Below are 22,308 nucleotides of genomic sequence, written 5' to 3'. Positions count from 1 at the left end.
ATGACAGGGAGTATACTTTTTCAGGCCATAATGTTTTTAGCAGGTGCAATATTATGCGTTTCCATAGCTAAAAGATTTGGGTTAAGTTCGGTAATTGGTTATTTATTGGCAGGTGTTTTAATTGGCCCATATGTATTAGGTTTTATTGGTAATGAAGGTGATGATATTTTGCATTTTGCAGAATTTGGAGTGGTAATGATGCTGTTTCTTATAGGTTTAGAAATTGAGCCCAAAAACTTCTGGAAAATGCGTAAAACCATTTTAGGAATGGGAGGTTTACAAGTTGGGGCAACCATGCTTCTGGCTTATTTACTTTTTATTGCTTTGGGTTTCGATGCTAAAGTAGCTCTGGTGGTTTCTATGGCTGTAGCATTGTCTTCAACAGCAATTGCTATGCAAACTATAAAAGAAAAAGGTTTAATGGATACCACTTTTGGAAATTCTGCTTTTTCGATTTTACTTTTTCAGGATATTATTGTCATTTTTATGTTGGGTTTTATTCCTTTATTGGCCAACTCAGAACAAACATCTTCAGAAAATTCTCACAGTGAATCTTTTAGTTTAATTCAAGATTTACCTGTTGCTTATCAAACTATTGCTATTATTTTATCTGTAGTTTTAATTGTTGTTGCTGGGAATTATTTAATAGTACCAATGTTGCGTAAAGTATCTAAAACTGGTGTAAGAGAATTACTTATTGCTGCAGCTCTTTTAATTGTTTTTGGTATATCTTTTTTAATGGAATTTGTTGGTATAAGTCCTGCATTAGGTGCTTTTTTAGGTGGTGTAGTTTTGTCTAATAGTGAATTTAAGCATGAATTAGAAAGCACTTTAGAACCTTTTAAAAATTTACTTTTAGGCTTGTTTTTTATGGCGGTTGGTGCTTCTATCAACTTTATAGTAATTGCGAATAATCCCTTAACTATTATTGGGACGTTATTTGTGATAATACTTTTAAAAGCCCTCATTTTATTTATAACAGGAAGTGTTTTTAAGCTAAAATTAGATCAAAAATTAATGTTGACTTTTAGTTTAGCTCAAGTAGGGGAGTTTGCTTTTGTTCTCTTGTCTTTTGCCTTTGGTTTAAATATTCTAGGTCAAGATCAAATGGATATGCTGTTAGTAATAACTGCACTATCTATGTCTTTAACACCAATTATCACAATGATTAATGAGCGATTAATTTTACCTAAAACTGGTACAAAAGAATCTATAAAAAGGCCTATGGATCATATTGCAAAATCGCAAAAAATAATACTGGTTGGTTTTGGGCATTTTGGAAGCACAGTAGGTAGATTTTTAAGGTCTCATGGAGTAGAAGCAACAATTTTAGATCAAGATTCTAATAGAGTAGATTTTTTAAGGAAAATGGGATTTGAAGTTTATTATGGTGATGCTACAAGAATAGATTTATTAGAATCTGCAGGTATTGCAGAAGCAAAAATTATAATTTGTGCAACAAATAAATTATCAGTTTCAAAAGCAATTAGTAAAATTGTGAAAGAGAAATATCCTCATGTAGATTTAATGATTAGAACCAAAAACAGGTATGATGCTTATGAACTTTTAAATATGGGGCATGAAAAGGTGTATAGAGAATCTTTAGATACATCTTTACTATTGGCAAGAGATGTTTTAAGCAAAATGGGGTATCGCAAATACACACTTAATACACAGCTTCAAAATTTTAGGAAATATGATGAAGAAAGTTTAAAACGTTTAGCTCAAGAACCTAAAAGAGATGAAAAGTATATTTTTAAAGTAAAAGAAGAATTAAAACAGCAAGAAAAATTCTTAAATGATGATTTAAAAAGGGGAGTAGTTGACTTTGATAATCATTGGGATAGTGAATCTATGAAAGAGGCTCTTAAAGACAAAAAGTAAACGAATAAGCTTTTAATTTTAAAAGACTATTGGTACAAATAAAAATGATAGCATAGATCAAAGAATTTAAACTTTAATTTATACTATCAATTCTAAAATTAGCAGGAATTTATCTTTTGTAAATTGGAGTTCTTTTTGCTAAGAAACCTAACGTAATCTTATATGCATTAGGAGTTTGCCAAAAAGATTGATGATCTTTGGTAAAGATGTTTTCACCTTTATCATTATAAATATTCATAGTAATATTGGTAGCATAATTTTGCTGAGTAGTACCAAATGTGCTGCTATTTGTTTTTCGTTTATTACTATTCCAAATATCTCCAATAATATGTCCATGTCTGTCTACTCTAAGACTATTATTTCCGTTTCTTTTGGTCGTTGTATTTGTATTACTGTAAGAAGTTACAGTAGTTTTTTCTATGGAAACCATACCTTGTACCAAATACTCAACACCTAAAATATTTGCAATTTCGCCCATTGTATAACCTGCAATATTATTATTGTTGATACCAGCTTTGGCCAATAATGCATTAGTTGTATTAGGGTCTTGAAACTTTAAAGAAGCTGACTTTCGTTTAAAAATACTAAAAGTTTCCTGTTGAATTTTTTTCTGCATGGTAGCATTACTAGTTTGTTGATCTTTTAAGTAACCAAAAGGTAAAATTGCCACTTTGTTATGATGATCTTCTAGATTATAATTGTTAGATTTTGTATTTAGTTTATTAAAAAATTCGACTCTACCAGAACTAAAAGTAATTTTTACGATGTCAGATTTTCTAACTGTATACTCTATGGTTTCATTTTCATACACAAATTGTATCGTGCTTTCTCCCATTTTTAAAACCTTACCTTTCATTTCTTCACCAGTCGTTTTTAGGATGATGTCACTTTGGGCTAGTGCAATGTTTGTGAATAAAAAACAAACTAGGGCTAAGAGTAAATTTGTGTTTTTAGCTTTAATCATTATCAATTATTTTAAATTTAGGTTATTATTTAAATCAAGTGTAATCTTTCTTATGAAAATTACTGCTACTAATTTAAATATTATTTTTTAACTATTTATCCTGGAGTAATAATATCAAATTATAAAATTAAAAAAAGTGATTCAAATTAAATTTAAATCACTTTTTAAGATTGTTGTTGAGTTTAATATATTAAGCTTGTTTTGCTTTATAATATTTTTTTCGCAGCCAGAAAGAAACTCGAACCAGTAATATTAAAGCAGGTACTTCAACTAAAGGACCAATTACTCCTGTAAATGCTTGACCTGAATTTAAACCAAATACAGCTATAGCTACAGCAATTGCAAGCTCAAAGTTATTACCTGCAGCAGTAAAAGCTACAGCAGCAGTTTTATCATATTCTGCACCAGTTGCTTTTGTAAAAAAGAATCCAATAATAAACATTAGCGTGAAGTAAATTAATAATGGAACTGCTATAATTAAAACATCCATAGGTATTTCTACAATTAATTCTCCTTTTAAAGAAAACATAATTATAATAGTAAATAATAACGCTATCAAGGTTAATGGAGATATTGTAGGAATAAATTTTTGAGTATACCAAGCTTCACCTTTTAGCTTCACTAAAATTACTCTACTTAAAATACCTAAAACAAATGGTAAACCTAGATAAATAGCAACACTCTCAGCAATTGTTGCTATAGAAATATCTATAATTGCGCCTTCAAAACCAAAGTAGGGAGGAAGCACGGTTATAAAAATCCAAGCATAAAAACTATAGGCAAATACTTGAAAAATACTATTTAAAGCTACTAAACCTGCTCCATATTCGCTACTACCATCAGCAAGATCATTCCAAACTAAAACCATAGCAATACATCTTGCTAAACCAATAAGAATAAGGCCAACCATGTATTCTGGGTAATCTTTTAGAAAAATAATAGCCAAAAAGAACATTAAAACTGGTCCTATAATCCAATTTAATAATAATGAGATTGATAAGATTTTAGTATTTCTAAATACTTTTGGTAATAATGCGTAATTTACTTTTGCTAAAGGAGGGTACATCATTAATATTAAACCAATGGCAATTGGTATGTTGGTTGTACCACTATTAAAAGAATTAATAATATCTGGAAATGTGGGTATAAAGTAACCCAAAGCGACACCTATCGCCATTGCTATAAATATCCAAAGTGTTAAATTCTTGTCTAAAAAGCTTAATTTTTTCATTTGATTTTCAATCTATATTTGGTTCATTACTATTTCTTTAATAACTATATTGCAATATTACGATTAAAGATTGAATTTATTCAAATTTTATTCTTTTTTTAAATACTCATTAGAGCCGTATTCTGTAAATAGTATTATCTTATTAGAGTTAGGCATTTCAATTTTATAAGCCATTTTATCAATAGATGACATTCCATTTCCAATACTTTTCATGGTAAGAATTAGTGAATCACCTTTTAATTCCCAATTTTGATAAAGAAGTGTTTCCATATTGTCTGATCGTGCAACGCCATTTTCTAATAAGGTAAAATTTAGCTTGGCATCAGACAGATCTATCCAAGCACCTAAAACATCTTCATTTTTAATACTAGTTGATTGACAGGCCAATACTAATAATAGCATCACAAATAAAAGTTTGTTTATATTCTTCATAAATTCTGTTTTTAGCTTTACAATATATATAAAATATAAATTCTTGATACTTAAGCATGATAAATAAATTGTTATCTCGTAAAGTCGTGTTTACAATTTACTAGGGGAATAATATTAAATAGAATGGAAATACTTTACACCCTTTTGTTCTATAATTTATAATATCGTTAACTAAAATTTCAATGTTTACGAGGGTTTAGAAAAAAAAGTTAAAAGCTGGCAGAAAAAAATTACGCATTTTTAAACATGCCCTTTTTCTGATATTATCTTGCGCACAGTTAGTGTATACTGTGCGAAAAAAAATTAAACTACATATAAAAGATAAGCGTAGTTCTTTTGGTGGAAATATCAAAAGACCTTATTTCCTTTTCCTTGAAATGGGAGAGAAGCAGTTTGTTTTTTCCAATAAGGTAAAAGCTAAAAAATGGTTGGTAACCTTTGAAAATAATTTAAATACGCTAACCCAGGAATTAATTTTAAACGTTCCAAAATTATACACATACAATACTTTACTTTCTTTAAATGTTGATTTTCCAAAACAAAGGCAAATGAGAGAAGATTTAGATTTTGTTATGCAGCGTTATTGGAGATTATATAATTCTGACCATGTAACTTCCATAGGTAGAGAAATAAATAATATACATTTCATTTTAGAAGAACAATTTGACTTTTATAAAAAGCTTTTAGGCAAAAATAGTCGTAATCAAACATTACTGACTCAAATTAAAACTGAAATTAAACATATTAAATATTTGAAAAATGATATTAACGTTTTATTCGATGTTGATAAAAATTTATTGTCATTAGGTAAAGTAGAGAAAACAAAAACAATAAATCAATCAGAAAATTACTTGAGAATAGCATAATTATCATTTTAGATAAAACAACAAAAAGGCGCTTTTAAGCGTCTTTTTTTATTTACACTACACAATTGTAGTTGAAATAGCATATAGCCTCTTAAAACCTCTATTTAGCCCCTTAAAATTTAATTCTCCCAGAGATTATAGTTTTTTTTTAATTTTTTTAACTTTTTTTTGGTCGTATGAGGAAAATAGAAAAAATAGAAATTTATAATTTCTTCTTTTTTCAATTTCAGAAGAGTGCCACGTAGTGGAATGATTTTTTAAAGCGAGTACATGGAATAATTTTTCAATTCTTGAAATTCAATAAAACAAAAAAAACTATTTCTAGTTTTTTGTTAGTTTTATTACATTTCTTTTTGAAAAAATTGTTCTTTGCTTTGCTTTCTAAAATCATTTTTACGCTGATAAGAATACCCTCAATTTTGTAAGAAAAAAAGAAGTAAAAAAAAAGTGTTAAAAAGGACTTGGTGCAAGGTGTCTATAGTAACACACCTTGCCAAGTTCCGATAACGCAACTTTTTTTTGGATAAAACACTGTAAATCAGTGAGAAGACTAAAACTGTTAAATATTTGTTAAAATTAACATAAAACACTGAAAGTCAACTAGTTGTATAATTACTTGTAAATCAAATAGTTAACGTTTTGTTTTGTTTTTAAAAAGTATTCAGAATAGATTTTAATTTACTTCAAAATTGACATTTAAATTATCAAATTATAATAAAGAATATTATTGTAATTTTAGAATAAAACCAGTTTGAATTATTAATAAAATGTTTACTAATAAAATGTTTTAAAGACATATTTACAATTACCATTAATGACTAAATTGAAATTTATTTTACTTTATTTTTTTAAAATATTCCTGATTACAGATCAAAGTTGGGTTCTTACCTAAATTTGACATTCCTGCACCTCCCTCTATTTTTTTATTACCTAATGTTTTCTTAATAAAATCTGTAATTTCAATATAATACCAAGATTTAAATTTTCTTTCATATTGATTATTAACTTGTTTTACAACATAATAATAATTAATGGGATAAGTTTTTTTTAATTTTTTAATATTTTCTAATCTTCTTGTGTCCATACCAAATCCGGGATTTCTCTTACTTAAGTCTTTTTCTTTAATTTCTAAAAAGTTAAATTTTCCATTTTTCTTGCTTATTGAATCTATATCGGACGCTATACCTCTATACTTAGAAAAGCCCAAAAAACCGTCAAAAATTAGTCTTTCAACATAAATATCTAGTAACATTTTAATATCAAAATCCTTCAACATTTCATAACATTCTTTTAAAGTGTTTTTTTCTATTTTGAAATTAACTTTTGTAGGCGTTTTATCAACATATATAGAGGTAAAACTTTCTATTTCCTTCGAAAATAGTTTTATTTCCCCATTAATATACTTATATATTTTTACAGGAGGAATAGGGAAAATTTCATTTTCTATCACTGTACTCTCCCAATTTTTTATTTCATAATTATTAAATTGGATAAAGAATAATGATTTGAAAATGTCTTGAGATAATAACTCGTATAATTCTAAATAATTATTATCAATAATGTTTGAAGATATAGTAAAGTAAATAGGATTATCTAAAGTATTAGATTTGCTTTTTACAGGTAAAATATAGCCACCATCTAATAATAAAGTTTCTGTATTAAATTTACTTTTAAATTCTAATTCTGAACGATAACCAATTATTCTATTTCTAAACGCACGATTATATATATTAAAATTTGTCGCAAATAAATTAGCTTGAAGTAGCTTGAATATATAATTTATTATTGTTTTTTTCAACTTTGATATGTTTAATCATCTGTTCAGCAATTTTTTCCACAACTTTCACAGGCACACTATTTCCAAATTGACGATATGCTTGAGTGTTAGAAACTGGGATTTTGAAATTATCTGGGAACCCCTGCAATCTAGCACATTCTCTAGGAGTTAATTTTCTTGGGTTTTTATCTTTTTGTTGAATCAATACCTCACTACCATCTTTATAATATCTCGCGGAAAGTGTATTTGTATATTCAGAGTTTTCATTAACTATTCCATATCCAAAACCTTTACCTTTCAGTTTATTTTCTCGTTTTCTTCGTTGATGCCCAGCCCAAAGTTTATCAGAAATTGTGTATTTTTCCTCTACAGATTTTTCCAAAATATCTCCAACTCTTGTTACTTCATAACTAGGCTTTGGAAATTTAAAATTAATTTTTTCGTCTAAAAATCCAACAATATAAATTCTTTCTCGATTTTGGGGAAGACCAAAATCTCTAGCTCTTAAAACTTCGTATTGAACATTAACATAGCCAATTTTTTTTAAATGTGATATTATAGTTTTTAAAGTTCTTCCTTTGTCATGTCCTCTTAATTGCTTAACATTTTCTAATAAAAATGCTTGTGGTTTTCTATGTATTAATATTCTTTCAATGTCAAAAAATAAAGTTCCTCTTGTATCTGAAAAACCTTTTTTTAAACCTGCTTGTGAAAATGGTTGACAAGGAAATCCTGCTAATAAAATATCATGATTTGGCACGTTATCTTCATCTATTTCTGTAATATCACCAAAAACTTCTTCATTATTAAAATTAGCTTGATATGTTTCTTTTGAGTATTTATTCCATTCACTTGTAAAAACGCATTCTATTTTATTTTTTGATGCATTTTCAAATCCAAGTCTAATTCCCCCAATACCAGCAAAGAGGTCCACTATTTTTATATTATTTTTCTTTTTATAATTATTCATTTCCCCAAAATTTTAAAATTGAAGGTATTTCTTCGAATAGATAATCTTCAAAACTTATTATATTTTTCATTGATATGAGTTTATCAGAATTAGCTATCCAGTCATATGCGACAACTATTATATTGTGATTGCTCATTTCTTGTGCTTTGCTGGAAGAAATATCTTCATCGGCAGTCAACAAATGAATTTCAGGAATTTTGGTGCGTTCTATTTCTTCTGCAACTTCTTGCCATCGTTCACGTAATGAAGTTTTCATTGTGCCAACAATAGTTTTATTTCTTCTTTTTTCATATGCTTTTACACTAGGTAAAATAGAATCTACCTTTTTCCCTAAACCAAGTTCAGTAAATGTTTTTCTACCAACTTTACCTTGTGAATCAAAATCATAATTTAGACATTCATATACTTTATAAATAATAGATTCAAAAGTTTTACCTGCCCTAGAACGTCTTGAATTTGTATTACTTAATGCTATTTTATAAATATAGGGATATACTCTTCCAGCATATTCTCCACAAATTTTAATAACTTCTTCTTGTAATGCTTTGCCTTCTAATTCTGTTATATTTTGGTTTAACAATGTATCCAAAATTTGTTTAGGAGTTTTTAAGATTTTATATAAATCTTGCATTAAAATAATATTGAATGTCACTTCATCTTTAAGATATTCAGTCCAAACAATTTCCCTTAAATCAGCTATAGATTTACTAACTTCTCCACCAATGATTTTAGCAAAAAATAATTGATTTTCAGTGAATACTTTTTCAACTATTTCTTGAGAATTTCTTATATATTTTTTTCTATAAGTTTTAATTAATTTATCTAATTCTTTTTGTTCGTTGGTAGGTATTTCAATTATAATTGGAATGTTCGTTTTGCTATTCAATTTATTATTAAGTTAGATTAATTACAAAGTTAATTAATTTTTATTTGTGTATATATTTTAAGTAATTCAGTTAAATGCTATGAATTACAATTTATATTGTTTTAAGAAACTTATTTAGTTTTTAAGACAATAAGAGTTGTAAGGAAATTTTTAAATTAGGGATAAAATAGCAATAAATTATAAATCGATTTATAATTTATTATTTTTCCATAAATTATCTGAAATCCCAGAACTTAATTTTTCACTTGCATTTTTCAATTCTAATAATAACGGTTCAATAGCATCAAATCTGTTCTTCAAAAATCCAAAATAGTCTAAATCATAATCACCATCAATTAGCTTTTTAGTATCTCCCATGTAATGAGTATTCAAAGATTGTTTAACCTTTTTATTTTTACCTTTCAATTCTCCTAAGTATGTTTTTGGAGGTTTGTTACTAATTTTGATATTCTCAATTTTGTTAATTCTAACTTTATTTAAAATCGAATCGGAAAAATCAAATTCTGCTGAATCTTTTCCAAATTCAGATTCTAAATAATCTGATGGAAAAATATGATGAACATCAACTTTTTCAGTAAAACTAACGTCTGCAAAATTATTTAGGTTCTTAAATGGTGTTTTATTATACATATAATAGTTTAGAGCCATAAATTTTGCATTTGATTTACTATCAATCTTTTTTAATTCATCAAATGAATAATCAATCCTAATTTTTTGCCAATAAGAATTTGCTGGGAATTTGTTTTGTGCTAAATTTTTCATAACGTCACAATCTTCCTTTATTACAACATTTGTTGAACCATGCCTAGCACCCCCATATCTCGTATCTAAAATTGAACCATAAAACCAAAATTTAAGTAGATCTAATTGTTTTTGACTTGCTTGTGAAAATTCTTTGTGTTTTAAATTCTGATAAAATGATAAAATAGGTAATAGCATTGATCTATATGGTATTTGTTCAACATTAAATAACCAATTATTATCAATTAACCAACCTTGAATTGTAGACAAATCTTTTACAGTATTGCTCCAGTATTTATTAAAATGCGTACCATTTAAATCCTTCAATATAGATTTTTTAGTAACGGCATCGTTAGCAACATAGTTAATGTATCTTACTGAAGAATCTACCAATTTTTCATTGAAATAAGTGTACGTTTTTACTGCTTTGTCAATTTCACTTCTTAGGTTGAATTCTGTGTAAACTTTTGCCGTAATAATATCTGTAAATGATAGTGTTAAACCCTGTGAATTACTTCTCTCAAAGTACAAACAGAATTTTTCTATACTCATATCAAGTAATTGAACTGAAATCAAAGTTTTTTGCTTTAGAATTGAAGAATTAAAATCTGATTTTAATTGTATAGCAAAATCTCGAAGTATTTCTTTTTTTTCATTATCCAAAGAAAAAGTATCAAGAATTGGATTTATATATTCGTCTAAAAAAGGAGTTTCTCTATCGTTTCTAGCTTGATATAAATCTTTTAAACTAATAAATAAAGTCTTTTCATCAGGTTTACTAGAATCAAAACCATCAACATATTCGTCATAACTGACTTTAATTCTTTTATTTTCATAGTCATAAAATTCATCAGACAATAAAGTGTTTACATCTTTAAATAATAAATTTACGACATCAGGTCCTTTAAGTGTTCTGTATATCGAGGTAGCCCTTTGTTGTCCATCCAAAATTGTATAAATATCATCGATTTCAAATTGCTGTTCAGTATACTTTTTAGGAATTGGTCTTCTTTTTTTTGATCCTCTTTCTCTTAAATCCAATTTTTTACAAGCTAAATCGAATTGAGGTTTAGATAGGATTAAAGAACCAATGAATAGATCCTTAAAAATAGAATCAAATAACGTTTCGGATTTTTCTAAGGGCCACTTAAAGTCTCTTTGAAATTCTGGAAGAAGTAATTTTCCATTGTCATACATTGTAATTAACTCCTCAATAGATTTTGTCGGTCTTGAACTACTCATGCTTTTAATTATATTTTTTTATTATGTACATATATTTAACTGTATTTAACTGTATTTAACGTATTTGCATATAAATTCTTTAAATTTATCATCAAAAATTTTTTAAAAATCTTGAGAATTTTATAAAATATGCCATGGATTACTATTAAATTATATCTAGTTTTATCTAAAAATCTTTAATACCAAGAATCATCTTCATCTTCATATATTTCCTCTTCTGGTTCAGTTTTTATTAATTTATATTCAATTGCAAAAAATGTTCCAATATTTAATTCAACTTTTGCCTTAGGTATGATTTGATTTTCTGAATTATAAAAAGAAATCTTAAGATCTTTTAGTATGTCAAAAAAATCATTATTTAAAATAGCTTTGTCATCATCAAATTCAAGCCAATTCTTTTTTATAGTCTCATATAATAGTAACCAATTTTCTCCAAAACTACTTGTGCTTTTAAGTTGTTCTTTTATGGATTTTAAATTGGGTTTTCTACCACTATATAATTTCTTATTGATTATATCGAGACATAAAATTTTAGAAATAGAGTCTTTACTTTCTAAAATTTCTTCCAAAATCTTTTTATCACACCTTATTTTAAATGTAATAAAAAACCATAAAGACCAAGACACCTCAAAGGAATGATTCAAAATTATATGTTCTTCTATTATTTTCTTTAATACATTTTTAATTTTTAGTTTTCCTTTATTATCAATGTACACTTCGTAAATCAAAATAATTTCAAATATCAAAGAGATTACACTAGTATCAATAATTAGTGTTTGCAGTAAAAATGAAAGGAAAATTTCCCACTCATTTATTTTAACTTCTATTTCTCCAGTTTTAAATCTTTTTAAAGCATAATGGATTATCCAAGCTGAATTATTTTTGTTTGAATTAATTGATTGGTGTAAAAGATTAAAGAAATTCCTTATTTCAAATTTATCAAATTTGTCAAATTTATATCTATCAAAACTGTCTGACCAAGATTCAATATACTGAAAGGGAAGGCTATTAATGCTAACTTTACTTTCATTAGTTTCTAATTGAAATTCATACAGTACTTGTTGTATTATTTTTAAAGCATTTTCCGCATCATTTCTAGTATTGAAATAAAAGTAGTAATCGTCATAATATCTAGTTCCAGAATGATCAATGAATTTTAATCTTTTTTTTATTTCAAAATCAATTCTGTTACCTATAACTTCAGCTAAAATAAATGATGTATCGGGTCCAATACTTAAACCAATACTTTGTCGGTCATTACAGTTTCGAACCAAACTATCTATGAAATCAGCTGATCTATATTCCATCGCATCTGTATCATTTTGAGCTAAAAGATTTTTCCATTCTAACTTGTTAGTTGCATAAATTTTAAAAATTTTTTTTGCCTTTTCTTTCCCTAAAATTGCCCAAGGGATTGAATGAGTATAAATAGTTGGATAAAATTGAGAAATATCTAGTCTTAATTCTATTTTTTTATCAAATGATTTTTCAATTAATTGAAATTTAAAATTACTCCAAGAAGAGCTTTTTGTTCTAACTGATCTTTTATTTGAACCTGACTCAATTGGTGTGCTTTCCGAATACTCGCTTTTTTTATAAGTTCTTCGTAATAAGCTCCAATTTTTAATTATAGCATTTGATAGTTCTAAATATTGCTTTGGATTTGGTAAAGAAAGTTTTCGTCTTGAATATATTCCTTTGGGCAAACTAAAAATTGCAAGTTGTGAACTTAAATATTTTCCATATTGATCGTCATACCTTTTTTTAGCTTTATTTTTACTTTCTCCTTTCTTTGGTTTTTGTACTTCAATTATAAGTTTTTCCCACCTTTTTTTGACGAAATTGTGTTTTTTAGCAAAAGATTTAGTTTCAAATGGAGGAGGAAGCTCCTTAGGGAAGTAACCTTTTTCTAATATTTTTTTTAAATTCATTTAATGGTCTTTTTGTTTTTTACTAATTGTACTCAACTTAATTTTACAATAATAAAAATCATTAAATGTTTGTATAATTGAACAATCAGGTACAACTAATTTTTTGTACATACAGTAAAATATTATAAAAAGAATATTCTTGGTAAGAAGGTGGGGTATTTCATTCAAAGATTATTCTGTTGCAATTTTTTATAAAACTAATAAAATTTAATTGACAGAAAATTTATTTAACAAAAAATATGGATATAAATATATTTTGTATGTTTGCGTACAACTGTGCTATAATTTATATTATGTAAAATAGAAAACAATAAAACCTATATCCTACATATTCTGTGTATAATAATTATAATCTTTTAAAACAGTGCTTATAAACTCTTTGTCACTTTTGTGAAGAGATTGAATTTGAGTTACCTCCAAGATTTTCGATCTAAGTTTTATCAAAGTCGAATAATCATCAAACTTTGCAGAACTCTCAAAGGTTTCTTTTATGATTCGTACGTCATTATCAGATAATTTAACAACACTTGGATATGTAGGTTTATACGTGTCTTTTATTTCCTGCAAAATGGTTTGTGAGAATTTTACTTCATCCTTTAAATAAATAACAATGGTATTTGCAATAATATCTCCAAAACGTTGGCTTTTATTTGTGAATAAGATTAAAAAAAAGCCAACTAATTTTCCAAATATAAAAAGTAAAACGAGCAAAATATATTCATCTGTTAATCCTAAGGAAGCCACATAAACAAACAATAAACTAAATATATTAAAATCGATAACTCTTAAAAACCATCTAATAATAAAATCGGTTGTTGTTGGCTTATACCCTTCAATATTAATTACTTTTAAGTGCAATAACTTTTTACCCAATGTTTGACCATTCAATAAAATTTCTGAATACAAAGAATAGAAAGTTATAGGTATCAATACTAAGGCTTCTATGGCTTTGATGTCCCAACTATCGCCATTTAAAGCATTTTCAAGAGAAGAAAATTCAAAAAATTCAAAGATTAAATATAGATAAGTAAACTTTATAATATTGTCTATAATAAACGCTAAAAGTCTTTGAAATACACCAGCCAAAGTAAATTTTATATTTACATTTTGTGCAGTTTTTATTTGGAGTGTTTTCATGCAATGATTAAATTCGCTCTGTATGAGAGAGGTCGCTTTTATAAAGCAAAATAAAGAAAAATGGCTAGAATTTGAACAATTAATTTCAAATAAAGAGAAAAAAAGTCCAGACCTAATTGCCAATTTGCACATAAAAATAATGAACGATTTAGTTTATGCGCAAACTTACTATCCTAAAAGCAAGGTTACCAAGTATTTAAATAAATTAGCTAAATCTAGTTTCGATAAAGTTTATGACTCTAAAAAACGAAATAAAAATGCAATTCTTTATTTCTTTTTAGACGAGGTTCCTCTACTCTGCTATCAATACAGAAAAATTATATACTTCTCATTTATAGTATTTTTTGTTTGTTTTTTTATTGGTTTATTAAGCACATTTAATGATGCTGATTTTGCAAGGCAAATTCTCGGTAATAATTATGTAGATCAAACTCTAGAAAATATTGAAAGTGGTGATGCTATGGCTATTTACAAAAGTGGTAGTAACTGGGCTACTTTTATTGGTATTTATAATAATAATCAAAGAGTTGGGCTAAATATGTTTCTTTCAGGTCTATTTTTAGGCTTTGGTACAGCTTATTATATTGTGATAAATGCTATAATGGTTGCAGTTTTTCAAGCATTTTTCTATCAATACAATAGTCTTTACGATAGTTTAAAAGGAATTTGGATTCATGGAACCTATGAGATTTTTGGTATAATAATAGAAGCTGCAGCTGGCTATATTATTGGAGCTAGTATTCTTTTTCCTGGCACATTAAAAAGATTAGAATCTTTTAAAATTGGCATTAGAGACGCCTTTTATATTTTTATCAGTACAATTCCTTTTACCATTATTGCTGCATTTTTAGAGGGTTATATTACTAGGTACTCTAATCAAATGCCAGATATATTTTGTTTCGCTATTATTTTCTTTTGCTTAATTACAATCAGTTATTACTATCTCATTTTGCCATTTAAAAGAGCAAAACAATATCAAGGAACTGCATGAAAAATTTAATAGCTTCCCTCATTTTATTGTTATGCTTTAATAGTTTTGGCTTTAATCAACCAGACACTACAGATTTAAATTCTAACCATGTAGTTGGGTTAAATACTTACCAAAGAGAGTTGCCAAAAAACCTTAAAGAAAAATACAATGATGATGATTTTATTTATAAAGAGAAAAAGGAAAAGCCGAAAAAATCATCAAATATAAATTCTGCCTTTTTAGACGGATTTATCATTTTTATGAAATTTATATTTCCCTTTCTGTTAGGGATTTTTATTGTTTATATTATTTTAAAAACTGTTTTAAATATCGATATACGATTTTGGAAAAAACAAAATAATGCAACGAATACAGTTCAAAAATTAGAGTTTGATAATAATGATATTCATGAATTAGATATTGATTCTCTATTGAATGCTGCTTTAAATAACAACGATTATAGACTAGCCACAAGATATTATTACCTAAAACTCTTAAAATATCTAAGTGACTTAAATCATATCGATTATCAAATCGAAAAAACTAATTCAGACTATTTGTTGGAAATCAAAAAAGATGAAATTATTTCCGATTTTTCTTATCTATCTTACATCTATGCTCATATTTGGTATGGTAAATTTGCTATAGACGCAATTGGTTTTAAAAATGTGGAAAGTAAATATCAGTCATTTTTTAAAAAATTAAAGGATGACTAAATATTTCAATCATTTTGCTGTATTTATAGTGAGTTTAACAATATTCAGTTGTTCAGAAACCAACTGGGAAGAAAACTTCAATTATAAAGAGAAAAGTCCTTTTGGTACGTACATCATGCATCAAGAAATAAATAATTTATTTCCAAATGATAGCATCATCAACTTAAAGAAAAACTTTAGAGATTATTTGGCTGATGGTAATTTTGATTCAATTTCTACTCAAAATTATGTTTGCATTAATTACAGCATGAATAAACTAGAAGATGAGGGTGTAGATTCTTTGCTATCTTTTGTAAGTAAAGGAAATAATGCTTTTATTGCTCTAGAGTATTTTAGTAAAAAATTTCGTAAAAAATTAGAATTTACCTCTAATAATTTAAGTAAGGATTCTTATTTCTATGAAGATTTGAAGAAACTAAAAGGTCAGTTTTATTTGGATTCTTTGAGAACTGAAACTTACAATTTTGAGCGAAATATTAAAAGAAATTATTTTGTTACCTATAATAAAAACAATACCTCAATTTTAGGATTTGCTGAAATTGACACTGAATTAGTACCTAATTTTATTCGAATAAAACATGGTAAAGGCTATTTCTATTTGCACACAAACCCTATAGTTTTTACAAATTATTATTTGTTAAAAGATGAGAATTCTTATATCAATCAGCTACTCTCTTATCTCCCATCAAGAAACATTATTTGGGATCCACAATTAAGATACAGTAAGAATTCCGATAACAATAAAGACAACACCTCCGTATTTGATTTCTTCTTTAAACACAACACGTTAACTTGGTTTTTAATTGTGTTATTAGCAGGTATACTATTGTTTATTTTATTTAATACCAAAAGAAAACAAAGACCAATACCTATCATTCCAAAATTAGAAAACACTACAGTTGCTTTTACACAAACAATTGCTAGTTTGTATTTAAAGGAACAAAATCATAAAAATTTAGTTGACAAAACAATTCGCTTTTTTCTAGAGAAAGTTAGAACAAAATATTTATTAAATACCAGTAGACTTAATACTGAGTTCATAAAGAATTTAGCATCAAAGTCTGGTAATGAATTGGCAAATACCAAGTATTTAATCAATACAATTAAAACTTTAAATAAAAAGACAGAATGTACTCAAGAAGAGTTATTTGTCTTGCAAAAAATGATTACAAAATTCTTAAAAAAATAATAGTATGGATATGCATAATGAAGACCAAAATACTGGTGAATTATCTTTTGAAAATAGAATAGATTTAGCTGAGTTACAGGCAAGTGTTCTAAAAATTAAAAAACAATTGCAAAAGGTAATTGTAGGTCAAAAAGAAATGGTAGATCTACTTTTAGTTTCACTGTTAGCTAATGGTCATGTGTTAATTGAAGGTGTACCAGGAGTTGCCAAAACTATTACAGCAAAATTATTATCAAAAACCATAAATGTTGGGTTTAGTAGAATTCAGTTTACACCAGATTTAATGCCATCAGATATTTTAGGAACTTCTGTATTTAATGCGAAAACCTCAAATTTTGAGTTTAAGAAGGGGCCCATTTTTTCGAATATGATTTTAATTGATGAAATCAATAGAGCACCTGCAAAAACTCAGGCAGCATTGTTTGAAGTAATGGAAGAAAAGCAAATAACTATCGATGGTACAACTTATAAAATGGATGAACCATTTGTGGTTTTAGCTACTCAAAACCCTATAGAACAAGAAGGTACATATAGATTACCAGAAGCACAATTAGATAGATTTTTATTTAAAGTTATCGTTGAATATCCTAATGCAGAAGAGGAACTAGAAATTTTAATGAAAGAGCAAGCTTTAGAAAATAGTACTAAAACCAGCCAAATAGAAACTATAATTGAAGGTTCTAAAATTGTAGAATATATAGCTCTAGTTAATCAAGTTAAAATTGAAGAAAATCTATTGAAATATATAGCTAATGTAGTTGTAAATACAAGGTCTAATTCGTTTCTATATTTAGGAGCATCTCCAAGAGCTAGTATTGCTATTTTAAATGCTTCTAAGGCTTTTGCAGCTATTGAGGGCAGAGATTTTGTAACGCCAGAAGACATTAAAAAGGCAACAGTACCTGTTTTACAACATAGAGTAATTGTAACTCCAGAAAGAGAAATGGAAGGTTTAACTAGTAAACAAATTATTAAACAAATTATAGAAACAGTAGAAATTCCTAGATAGTCTTGAAATACTTTTACAACTCATTATTTATAAATAAACGGTTTTTCTATGCGTTAAGCATAATAGCCTCACTTTTTGTGATTGGTTTTTTCGTTGCTATATTTTTTAAAATTGCAAAAGTGCTATTATTAGTATTGGTTGTTTTACTTATAATCGATATAACTTTGTTATATAAAACAAAAAACGGAATTTCAGCAGAACGTTTTTTACCTGAAAAATTATCTAATGGCGATGAAAATAAAATTACCCTAGAAATTCATAACAAGTATAATTTTGAAGCACATATAGAATTGATTGAAGAATTGCCTTATCAATTTCAAAAAAGAGATTTTAATTTTCAACTTAGTTTACAAAAAAAAGAAATTAAAGCAGTAAAGTATAGTTTAAACCCAAAAGAAAGAGGACTTTATGAATTTGGTAATCTTAATGCTTATGCAAATTCAGGTTTAAAATTGGCCACTAAAAAATACGTTTTAGCTAAAAAGAAAGAGTTAAAATGTTATCCATCCTTTTTGAAATTACGAGAGTTTGATTTTCAAACATTCAATAATTCTGTAGTTTCTTATGGTACTAAGAAAGTAAGAAGAATAGGTAATTCTTTAGAATTTGAACAAATCAAAGAATACGTCTCTGGTGATGATATTCGTACTTTAAACTGGAAAGCTACAGCCAAAAGCAATCAACTTATGATTAACCAATATATGGAAGAGAAATCTCAAGCTGTATATTGTATTATTGATAAAGGTAGAGCAATGCAAATGGAATTTGAAGGTTTAAGTTTGTTAGATTATGCAGTTAATGCCACTTTAGCGATCAGTAATATAATTTTAAAGAAACAAGATAAAGCTGGTATTTTATCATTTTCTAAAAAGCTGGAAGATATTGTAGTTGCCGAAAAACGAAATTCTCAAATGAGTTTAATTTCTGAAGCTTTGTATAGAATTAAAACTAATTTTTCTGAATCTGATTTTAGCAGTTTATATACTATTGTTAAAAGAAAAATTAGACAGCGAAGTTTACTTGTTCTCTTTTCAAATTTTGAAACTTTAGATGGTTTAAATAGGCAACTTCCCTATTTAAGAGCTTTAGCTAAAAATCACTTAGTTTTGGTTGTGTTTTTTAAAAATACAGAATTGAATGTATTAATTGAAAAAGAATCAAAAAATATTCAAGATGTTTATGATGCTATTATTGCAGAAAAGTTTCTGTATGAGAAAAAGCAAATTGTAAACGAATTAAAAAAATACGGTATACAATCTGTATTGACAACGCCTAAAGATCTTACAGGAGATACTATTGAAAAATATTTAAGTTTAAAATCGAGAGGATTATTTTAATTTATTATTATATTTCCATATTGAAATTAACCAAAATTATAACGAATAATTAATAAAAAAAATGAATTGGTATTTAAAAGTATTAAGACAGTATGCAGATTTTAAAGGTAGAGCTAGAAGAAAAGAATTTTGGATGTTCTACTTATTCAATACAATAATAACCTTATTGTTTCGAATATTAGATCATTTATTAGGAACAAATTATGGTGATTATGATGATCAAGGAATTTTAGAATCTATTTACGGTTTAATCGTTATAATTCCGTTTATAGCAGTAACAGCAAGAAGAATGCACGATGTTGGTAAAAGTGGATGGTTTATGTTAATTCCTTTTTACAATTTCTATTTAAGTGTTATTGATGGTGAACCACATGCAAATAAATGGGGAGATAACCCAAAAGGTTTAGGTAACGATTCTATGATAAATCAAATTGGTAAAGAATAATTTACTCTTCTAATTTAGCCCATTTACCATAATAAATAATGGTAGTTCTAATGCTACTATTAATTCTTAAAGTACTGGTATTATTGGCAAATAAAGTTAGGTTAGCAGTTAAGCTTTCTTTATTTGCATTAAGAATATAAGTTAAGTTGTACCTGTTTTTACTACTGTCAAATTCTATTTTAGTTCTGGCAGGTACTCCTTTAAACACAAGTCCACTCTCAGAAGTGTAAGCACCACCTATTTGCTGTTCTCCATAATAAGGTAGGTACAAATCGATACTATCGTTTTTAATTTTAAAGAAATTGGGATTATTAATTAAACTAATTCTAGCCAAGTTACTTCCTGGAGGTAGTAAATTTTCTAATCCTCTTGTATTTGTGAATGCAACAGGGTTTGCTGCATCAGAAACTATTTCTATTTGAGCATTTTCTACAGCACTTTTTAAATTTGCAATTTGAGTTGCACTAACTTTATTTTTAGAACTGGCACAACCTACTATCACCATAGAAAAAATGCCTAAAATTAAATATCTCATAATGTTATTTTTTCACTTAAAATACTTCAAAATTAATACCACATTCTGCGAATTGAGATTATATTTGACGATTAAAGATAAGATTTTAATATGAGCTTAGAAATTATTTATGAAGATGCCTATTTGTTATGTGTAACCAAACCTAATAATGTTTTGGTACATCATGCCTACCATTCCAGAAATATGGCCGATGAAAAATCACTTCTTCAACTAGTTTCTGAAGAAACTAGGTTAAAAGTTTATCCTATTCATAGATTAGACAGAAAAACTTCTGGAGCAATTTTATTGGCTAAAGAAAAAGAATATGTGGCTAAGTTTCAAGATTTGTTTACTAAGAATCAAATTCAGAAAATATATTATGGGGTTGTGCGTGGTTTTTCACCATCTACAAAACGTATAGATTCTCCTGTAAAAGGTAGAGATGCTAATGTGCATAAAGAAGCGTTAACAGAGTTAAAAACCTTAGCGCAAATTACTTTAGATATTCCTGTAAAACCATATGATAGCAGTAGGTATAGTTTGGTTGAGCTTTTTCCAAAAACGGGTAGAATGCATCAATTAAGAGTGCATAGTAATAAAATTAGTCATCCATTAATAGGTGATGCAAAATATGGTGATAAAAATCATGATGTGATGTTTGAGCAAAACTTCGGATTTAAAAACCTTTTTTTACATGCAGGTAAATTGGAATTTATTCATCCTTATACCCATGAAACCTTAATTTTAAAATCGACTTTTCCAACTGATTGGATTCAGCTTTTTGAAAATTTCAATTGGAAAAACCCTTTAGATTAAAAAAAATCCTGCAAATGCAGGATTTTTTTTATTGCTCTATAGATTGTGCTTGAAAAGCAACTAAAGTACTTTCTTCAAATTGAGGAGATATTTCTATGGGATTGCAGCATACTTCACAATCTTCTATATAAGTTTGTTGTCTTACACTACTGTCTAAAATCATAGAAATTTCTTCCCAACAATAAGGACATTGAAAAAAATGTTCTTGCTCCACCTCTAGTCTTCGATCACTTTTAATACTAACTTTCCTTTTTTATCGCCAGAAAACAATCTGTTATAGGTTTCATGAAAATTCTCAATGCCTTCATAAATATCTTCTTTCGATTTTAATTTACCCTCTTTCATCCATATTCCCATCTGTTTTGCAGCTTCTCCAAATTTCTTTGTGTAATCCATTACAACCATACCTTGCATTGTAGAACGAGTTACTAATAATGATAAATAATTACTTGGGCCATCTACTTTAGACTTGTTATTGTATTGAGAAATGGCACCACAAATTACAACTCTAGCATGCATTCTTAATTTGCTTAGTGCTGCATCTAAAATTTTACCACCAACATTATCAAAAAAGACATCTACACCTTGAGGACACTTTTGTTTTAATGCAGAATAGATGTTTTCTGATTTGTAATCAATAGCATCATCAAAACCTAATTCATTTACAATGTAATCGCATTTTTCTTTACCACCAGCAATTCCAATTACGGTACAGCCTTTAATCTTTGCAATTTGACCAACAATACTACCTACTGCACCAGCTGCTCCAGAAACCAAGACAATATCACCTTCAACTATTTTACCCACTTCTGTAATTCCGAAATAAGCTGTCATTCCTGGCATACCTAAAGTTCCAATATACATAGGCATAGGTGCTAAATTCGTATCTACTTTATACCAACCATCACCATTTGTTATGGCATATTGTTGCACACCACCCCAACTTGTAACTGTATCACCAATTTCGAATTTTGGGTTTCCATTATTTTTAATGACTTTACCAACTGACCCAGCTCTCATTACTGCATCTATTTCAACTGGAGGAATGTATGATTTTGTATCATTCATCCAGCCACGCATTGCAGGATCTAAAGAAATATAATGATGTTGTACTAAAATTTCTCCTTCTTCCAATTCAGGAACTTCATTTGTTTGTAATTCCCAAGTATCTGCATCTGGCACACCTGAAGGTCTCTTTTTAAATATAATCTGTTTATTCGTCATGAATTGATCTGTTTTGAACCCTAAATT

General features: G+C 27.4%; 21 protein-coding genes. 9 read left to right on the top strand and 12 right to left on the bottom strand.

Annotation, left to right across the window (positions count from 1 at the left end; genetic code table 11):
• Nucleotides 1-1,884 carry a monovalent cation:proton antiporter-2 (CPA2) family protein gene (locus tag V7R38_RS09885; protein WP_334058028.1) on the top strand — a complete coding sequence of 628 codons (1,884 nt, stop codon included), beginning with the start codon at nt 1-3 and terminating at the stop codon, nt 1,882-1,884.
• 109 nt (nt 1,885-1,993) lie between these two features.
• Here V7R38_RS09885 and V7R38_RS09880 read toward each other — a convergent pair whose 3' ends face one another.
• The 3 genes from V7R38_RS09880 to V7R38_RS09870 all read right to left on the bottom strand — a co-directional run bounded on the left by V7R38_RS09880 (nt 1,994) and on the right by V7R38_RS09870 (nt 4,511).
• Complete coding sequence (locus V7R38_RS09880; RefSeq protein WP_334058027.1) at nt 1,994-2,848, bottom strand: hypothetical protein; 855 nt, start codon at nt 2,846-2,848, stop codon at nt 1,994-1,996.
• Between the two features lie 190 nt (nt 2,849-3,038).
• Nucleotides 3,039-4,079, bottom strand: coding sequence for an ACR3 family arsenite efflux transporter (gene arsB / locus V7R38_RS09875; RefSeq protein WP_015480200.1), 1,041 nt, complete (start codon nt 4,077-4,079; stop codon nt 3,039-3,041).
• An 87-nt stretch (nt 4,080-4,166) separates the two neighbouring features.
• Nucleotides 4,167-4,511 (bottom strand): lipocalin family protein, encoded by a 345-nt coding sequence (locus tag V7R38_RS09870; protein ID WP_334058026.1) that lies wholly within the window; start codon nt 4,509-4,511, stop codon nt 4,167-4,169.
• Between the two features lie 290 nt (nt 4,512-4,801).
• On the opposite strand from V7R38_RS09870, the gene V7R38_RS09865 reads away from it, so the two are divergent.
• Nucleotides 4,802-5,377 carry a hypothetical protein gene (locus V7R38_RS09865; RefSeq protein ID WP_334058025.1) on the top strand — a complete coding sequence of 192 codons (576 nt, stop codon included), beginning with the start codon at nt 4,802-4,804 and terminating at the stop codon, nt 5,375-5,377.
• An 835-nt stretch (nt 5,378-6,212) separates the two neighbouring features.
• On the opposite strand, the gene V7R38_RS09860 is transcribed toward V7R38_RS09865, so the two are convergent.
• The 6 genes from V7R38_RS09860 to V7R38_RS09835 form a co-directional block, all read right to left on the bottom strand.
• The gene (locus V7R38_RS09860) at nt 6,213-7,175 is read right to left on the bottom strand and encodes a hypothetical protein (protein ID WP_334058024.1); all 963 of its coding nucleotides are present in this window, start codon (nt 7,173-7,175) and stop codon (nt 6,213-6,215) included.
• The gene (locus V7R38_RS09855) at nt 7,129-8,124 is read right to left on the bottom strand and encodes a DNA cytosine methyltransferase (RefSeq protein ID WP_334058022.1); all 996 of its coding nucleotides are present in this window, start codon (nt 8,122-8,124) and stop codon (nt 7,129-7,131) included. The genes V7R38_RS09860 and V7R38_RS09855 overlap by 47 nt, the downstream gene beginning before the upstream one ends.
• On the bottom strand, nt 8,117-9,010 hold the full coding sequence (locus tag V7R38_RS09850) for a type II restriction endonuclease (protein WP_334058020.1): 894 nt from the start codon (nt 9,008-9,010) through the stop codon (nt 8,117-8,119). Before V7R38_RS09850 ends, V7R38_RS09855 begins: the two co-directional genes overlap by 8 nt.
• A gap of 189 nt (nt 9,011-9,199) precedes the next feature.
• Nucleotides 9,200-10,993, bottom strand: a complete 1,794-nt coding sequence (locus V7R38_RS09845; protein WP_334058018.1) for a GmrSD restriction endonuclease domain-containing protein — start codon at nt 10,991-10,993, stop codon at nt 9,200-9,202.
• A gap of 176 nt (nt 10,994-11,169) precedes the next feature.
• A complete protein-coding gene (locus V7R38_RS09840; RefSeq protein WP_334058016.1) occupies nt 11,170-12,924 on the bottom strand; it encodes an RNA-directed DNA polymerase in 1,755 nt (584 codons plus the stop codon).
• 324 nt (nt 12,925-13,248) lie between these two features.
• A complete protein-coding gene (locus V7R38_RS09835; RefSeq protein WP_334058014.1) occupies nt 13,249-14,061 on the bottom strand; it encodes an RDD family protein in 813 nt (270 codons plus the stop codon).
• Between the two features lie 22 nt (nt 14,062-14,083).
• Between V7R38_RS09835 and V7R38_RS09830 the strand changes: the two genes are divergently transcribed.
• The 6 genes from V7R38_RS09830 (at nt 14,084) to V7R38_RS09805 (ending at nt 19,727) form a co-directional block, all read left to right on the top strand.
• Entirely contained in the window at nt 14,084-15,052 is a 969-nt protein-coding gene (locus V7R38_RS09830; RefSeq protein ID WP_334058012.1) for a stage II sporulation protein M, read from the top strand.
• Entirely contained in the window at nt 15,049-15,747 is a 699-nt protein-coding gene (locus V7R38_RS09825) for a hypothetical protein (RefSeq protein WP_334058010.1), read from the top strand. The genes V7R38_RS09830 and V7R38_RS09825 overlap by 4 nt, the downstream gene beginning before the upstream one ends.
• A complete protein-coding gene (locus V7R38_RS09820; RefSeq protein ID WP_334058008.1) occupies nt 15,740-16,936 on the top strand; it encodes a hypothetical protein in 1,197 nt (398 codons plus the stop codon). Before V7R38_RS09825 ends, V7R38_RS09820 begins: the two co-directional genes overlap by 8 nt.
• Nucleotides 16,937-16,940: 4 nt before the next feature.
• Entirely contained in the window at nt 16,941-17,945 is a 1,005-nt protein-coding gene (locus V7R38_RS09815; RefSeq protein ID WP_334058006.1) for an AAA family ATPase, read from the top strand.
• A gap of 59 nt (nt 17,946-18,004) precedes the next feature.
• Nucleotides 18,005-19,282, top strand: a complete 1,278-nt coding sequence (locus V7R38_RS09810; RefSeq protein ID WP_438825600.1) for a DUF58 domain-containing protein — start codon at nt 18,005-18,007, stop codon at nt 19,280-19,282.
• Between the two features lie 61 nt (nt 19,283-19,343).
• The gene (locus tag V7R38_RS09805; protein WP_334058002.1) at nt 19,344-19,727 is read left to right on the top strand and encodes a DUF805 domain-containing protein; all 384 of its coding nucleotides are present in this window, start codon (nt 19,344-19,346) and stop codon (nt 19,725-19,727) included.
• Nucleotide 19,728: 1 nt separating this feature from the next.
• On the opposite strand, the gene V7R38_RS09800 is transcribed toward V7R38_RS09805, so the two are convergent.
• Nucleotides 19,729-20,262 (bottom strand): DUF4251 domain-containing protein, encoded by a 534-nt coding sequence (locus V7R38_RS09800; RefSeq protein WP_334058000.1) that lies wholly within the window; start codon nt 20,260-20,262, stop codon nt 19,729-19,731.
• A 90-nt stretch (nt 20,263-20,352) separates the two neighbouring features.
• On the opposite strand from V7R38_RS09800, the gene V7R38_RS09795 reads away from it, so the two are divergent.
• A complete protein-coding gene (locus V7R38_RS09795; protein WP_334057998.1) occupies nt 20,353-21,057 on the top strand; it encodes a pseudouridine synthase in 705 nt (234 codons plus the stop codon).
• A 28-nt stretch (nt 21,058-21,085) separates the two neighbouring features.
• On the opposite strand, the gene V7R38_RS09790 is transcribed toward V7R38_RS09795, so the two are convergent.
• Nucleotides 21,086-21,271 (bottom strand): CPXCG motif-containing cysteine-rich protein, encoded by a 186-nt coding sequence (locus V7R38_RS09790; RefSeq protein WP_041383309.1) that lies wholly within the window; start codon nt 21,269-21,271, stop codon nt 21,086-21,088.
• Nucleotides 21,272-21,273: 2 nt separating this feature from the next.
• Nucleotides 21,274-22,281 carry an NADP-dependent oxidoreductase gene (locus V7R38_RS09785; RefSeq protein ID WP_015480212.1) on the bottom strand — a complete coding sequence of 336 codons (1,008 nt, stop codon included), beginning with the start codon at nt 22,279-22,281 and terminating at the stop codon, nt 21,274-21,276.
• Nucleotides 22,282-22,308 lie beyond the last annotated feature (27 nt).

It is taken from the genome of Polaribacter sp. P097 (assembly GCF_036864555.1).
Lineage (GTDB): Bacteria > Bacteroidota > Bacteroidia > Flavobacteriales > Flavobacteriaceae > Polaribacter.
Note: the sequence above shows the minus strand (reverse complement) of the source record. Positions and strands in the feature narration are given on the sequence as shown.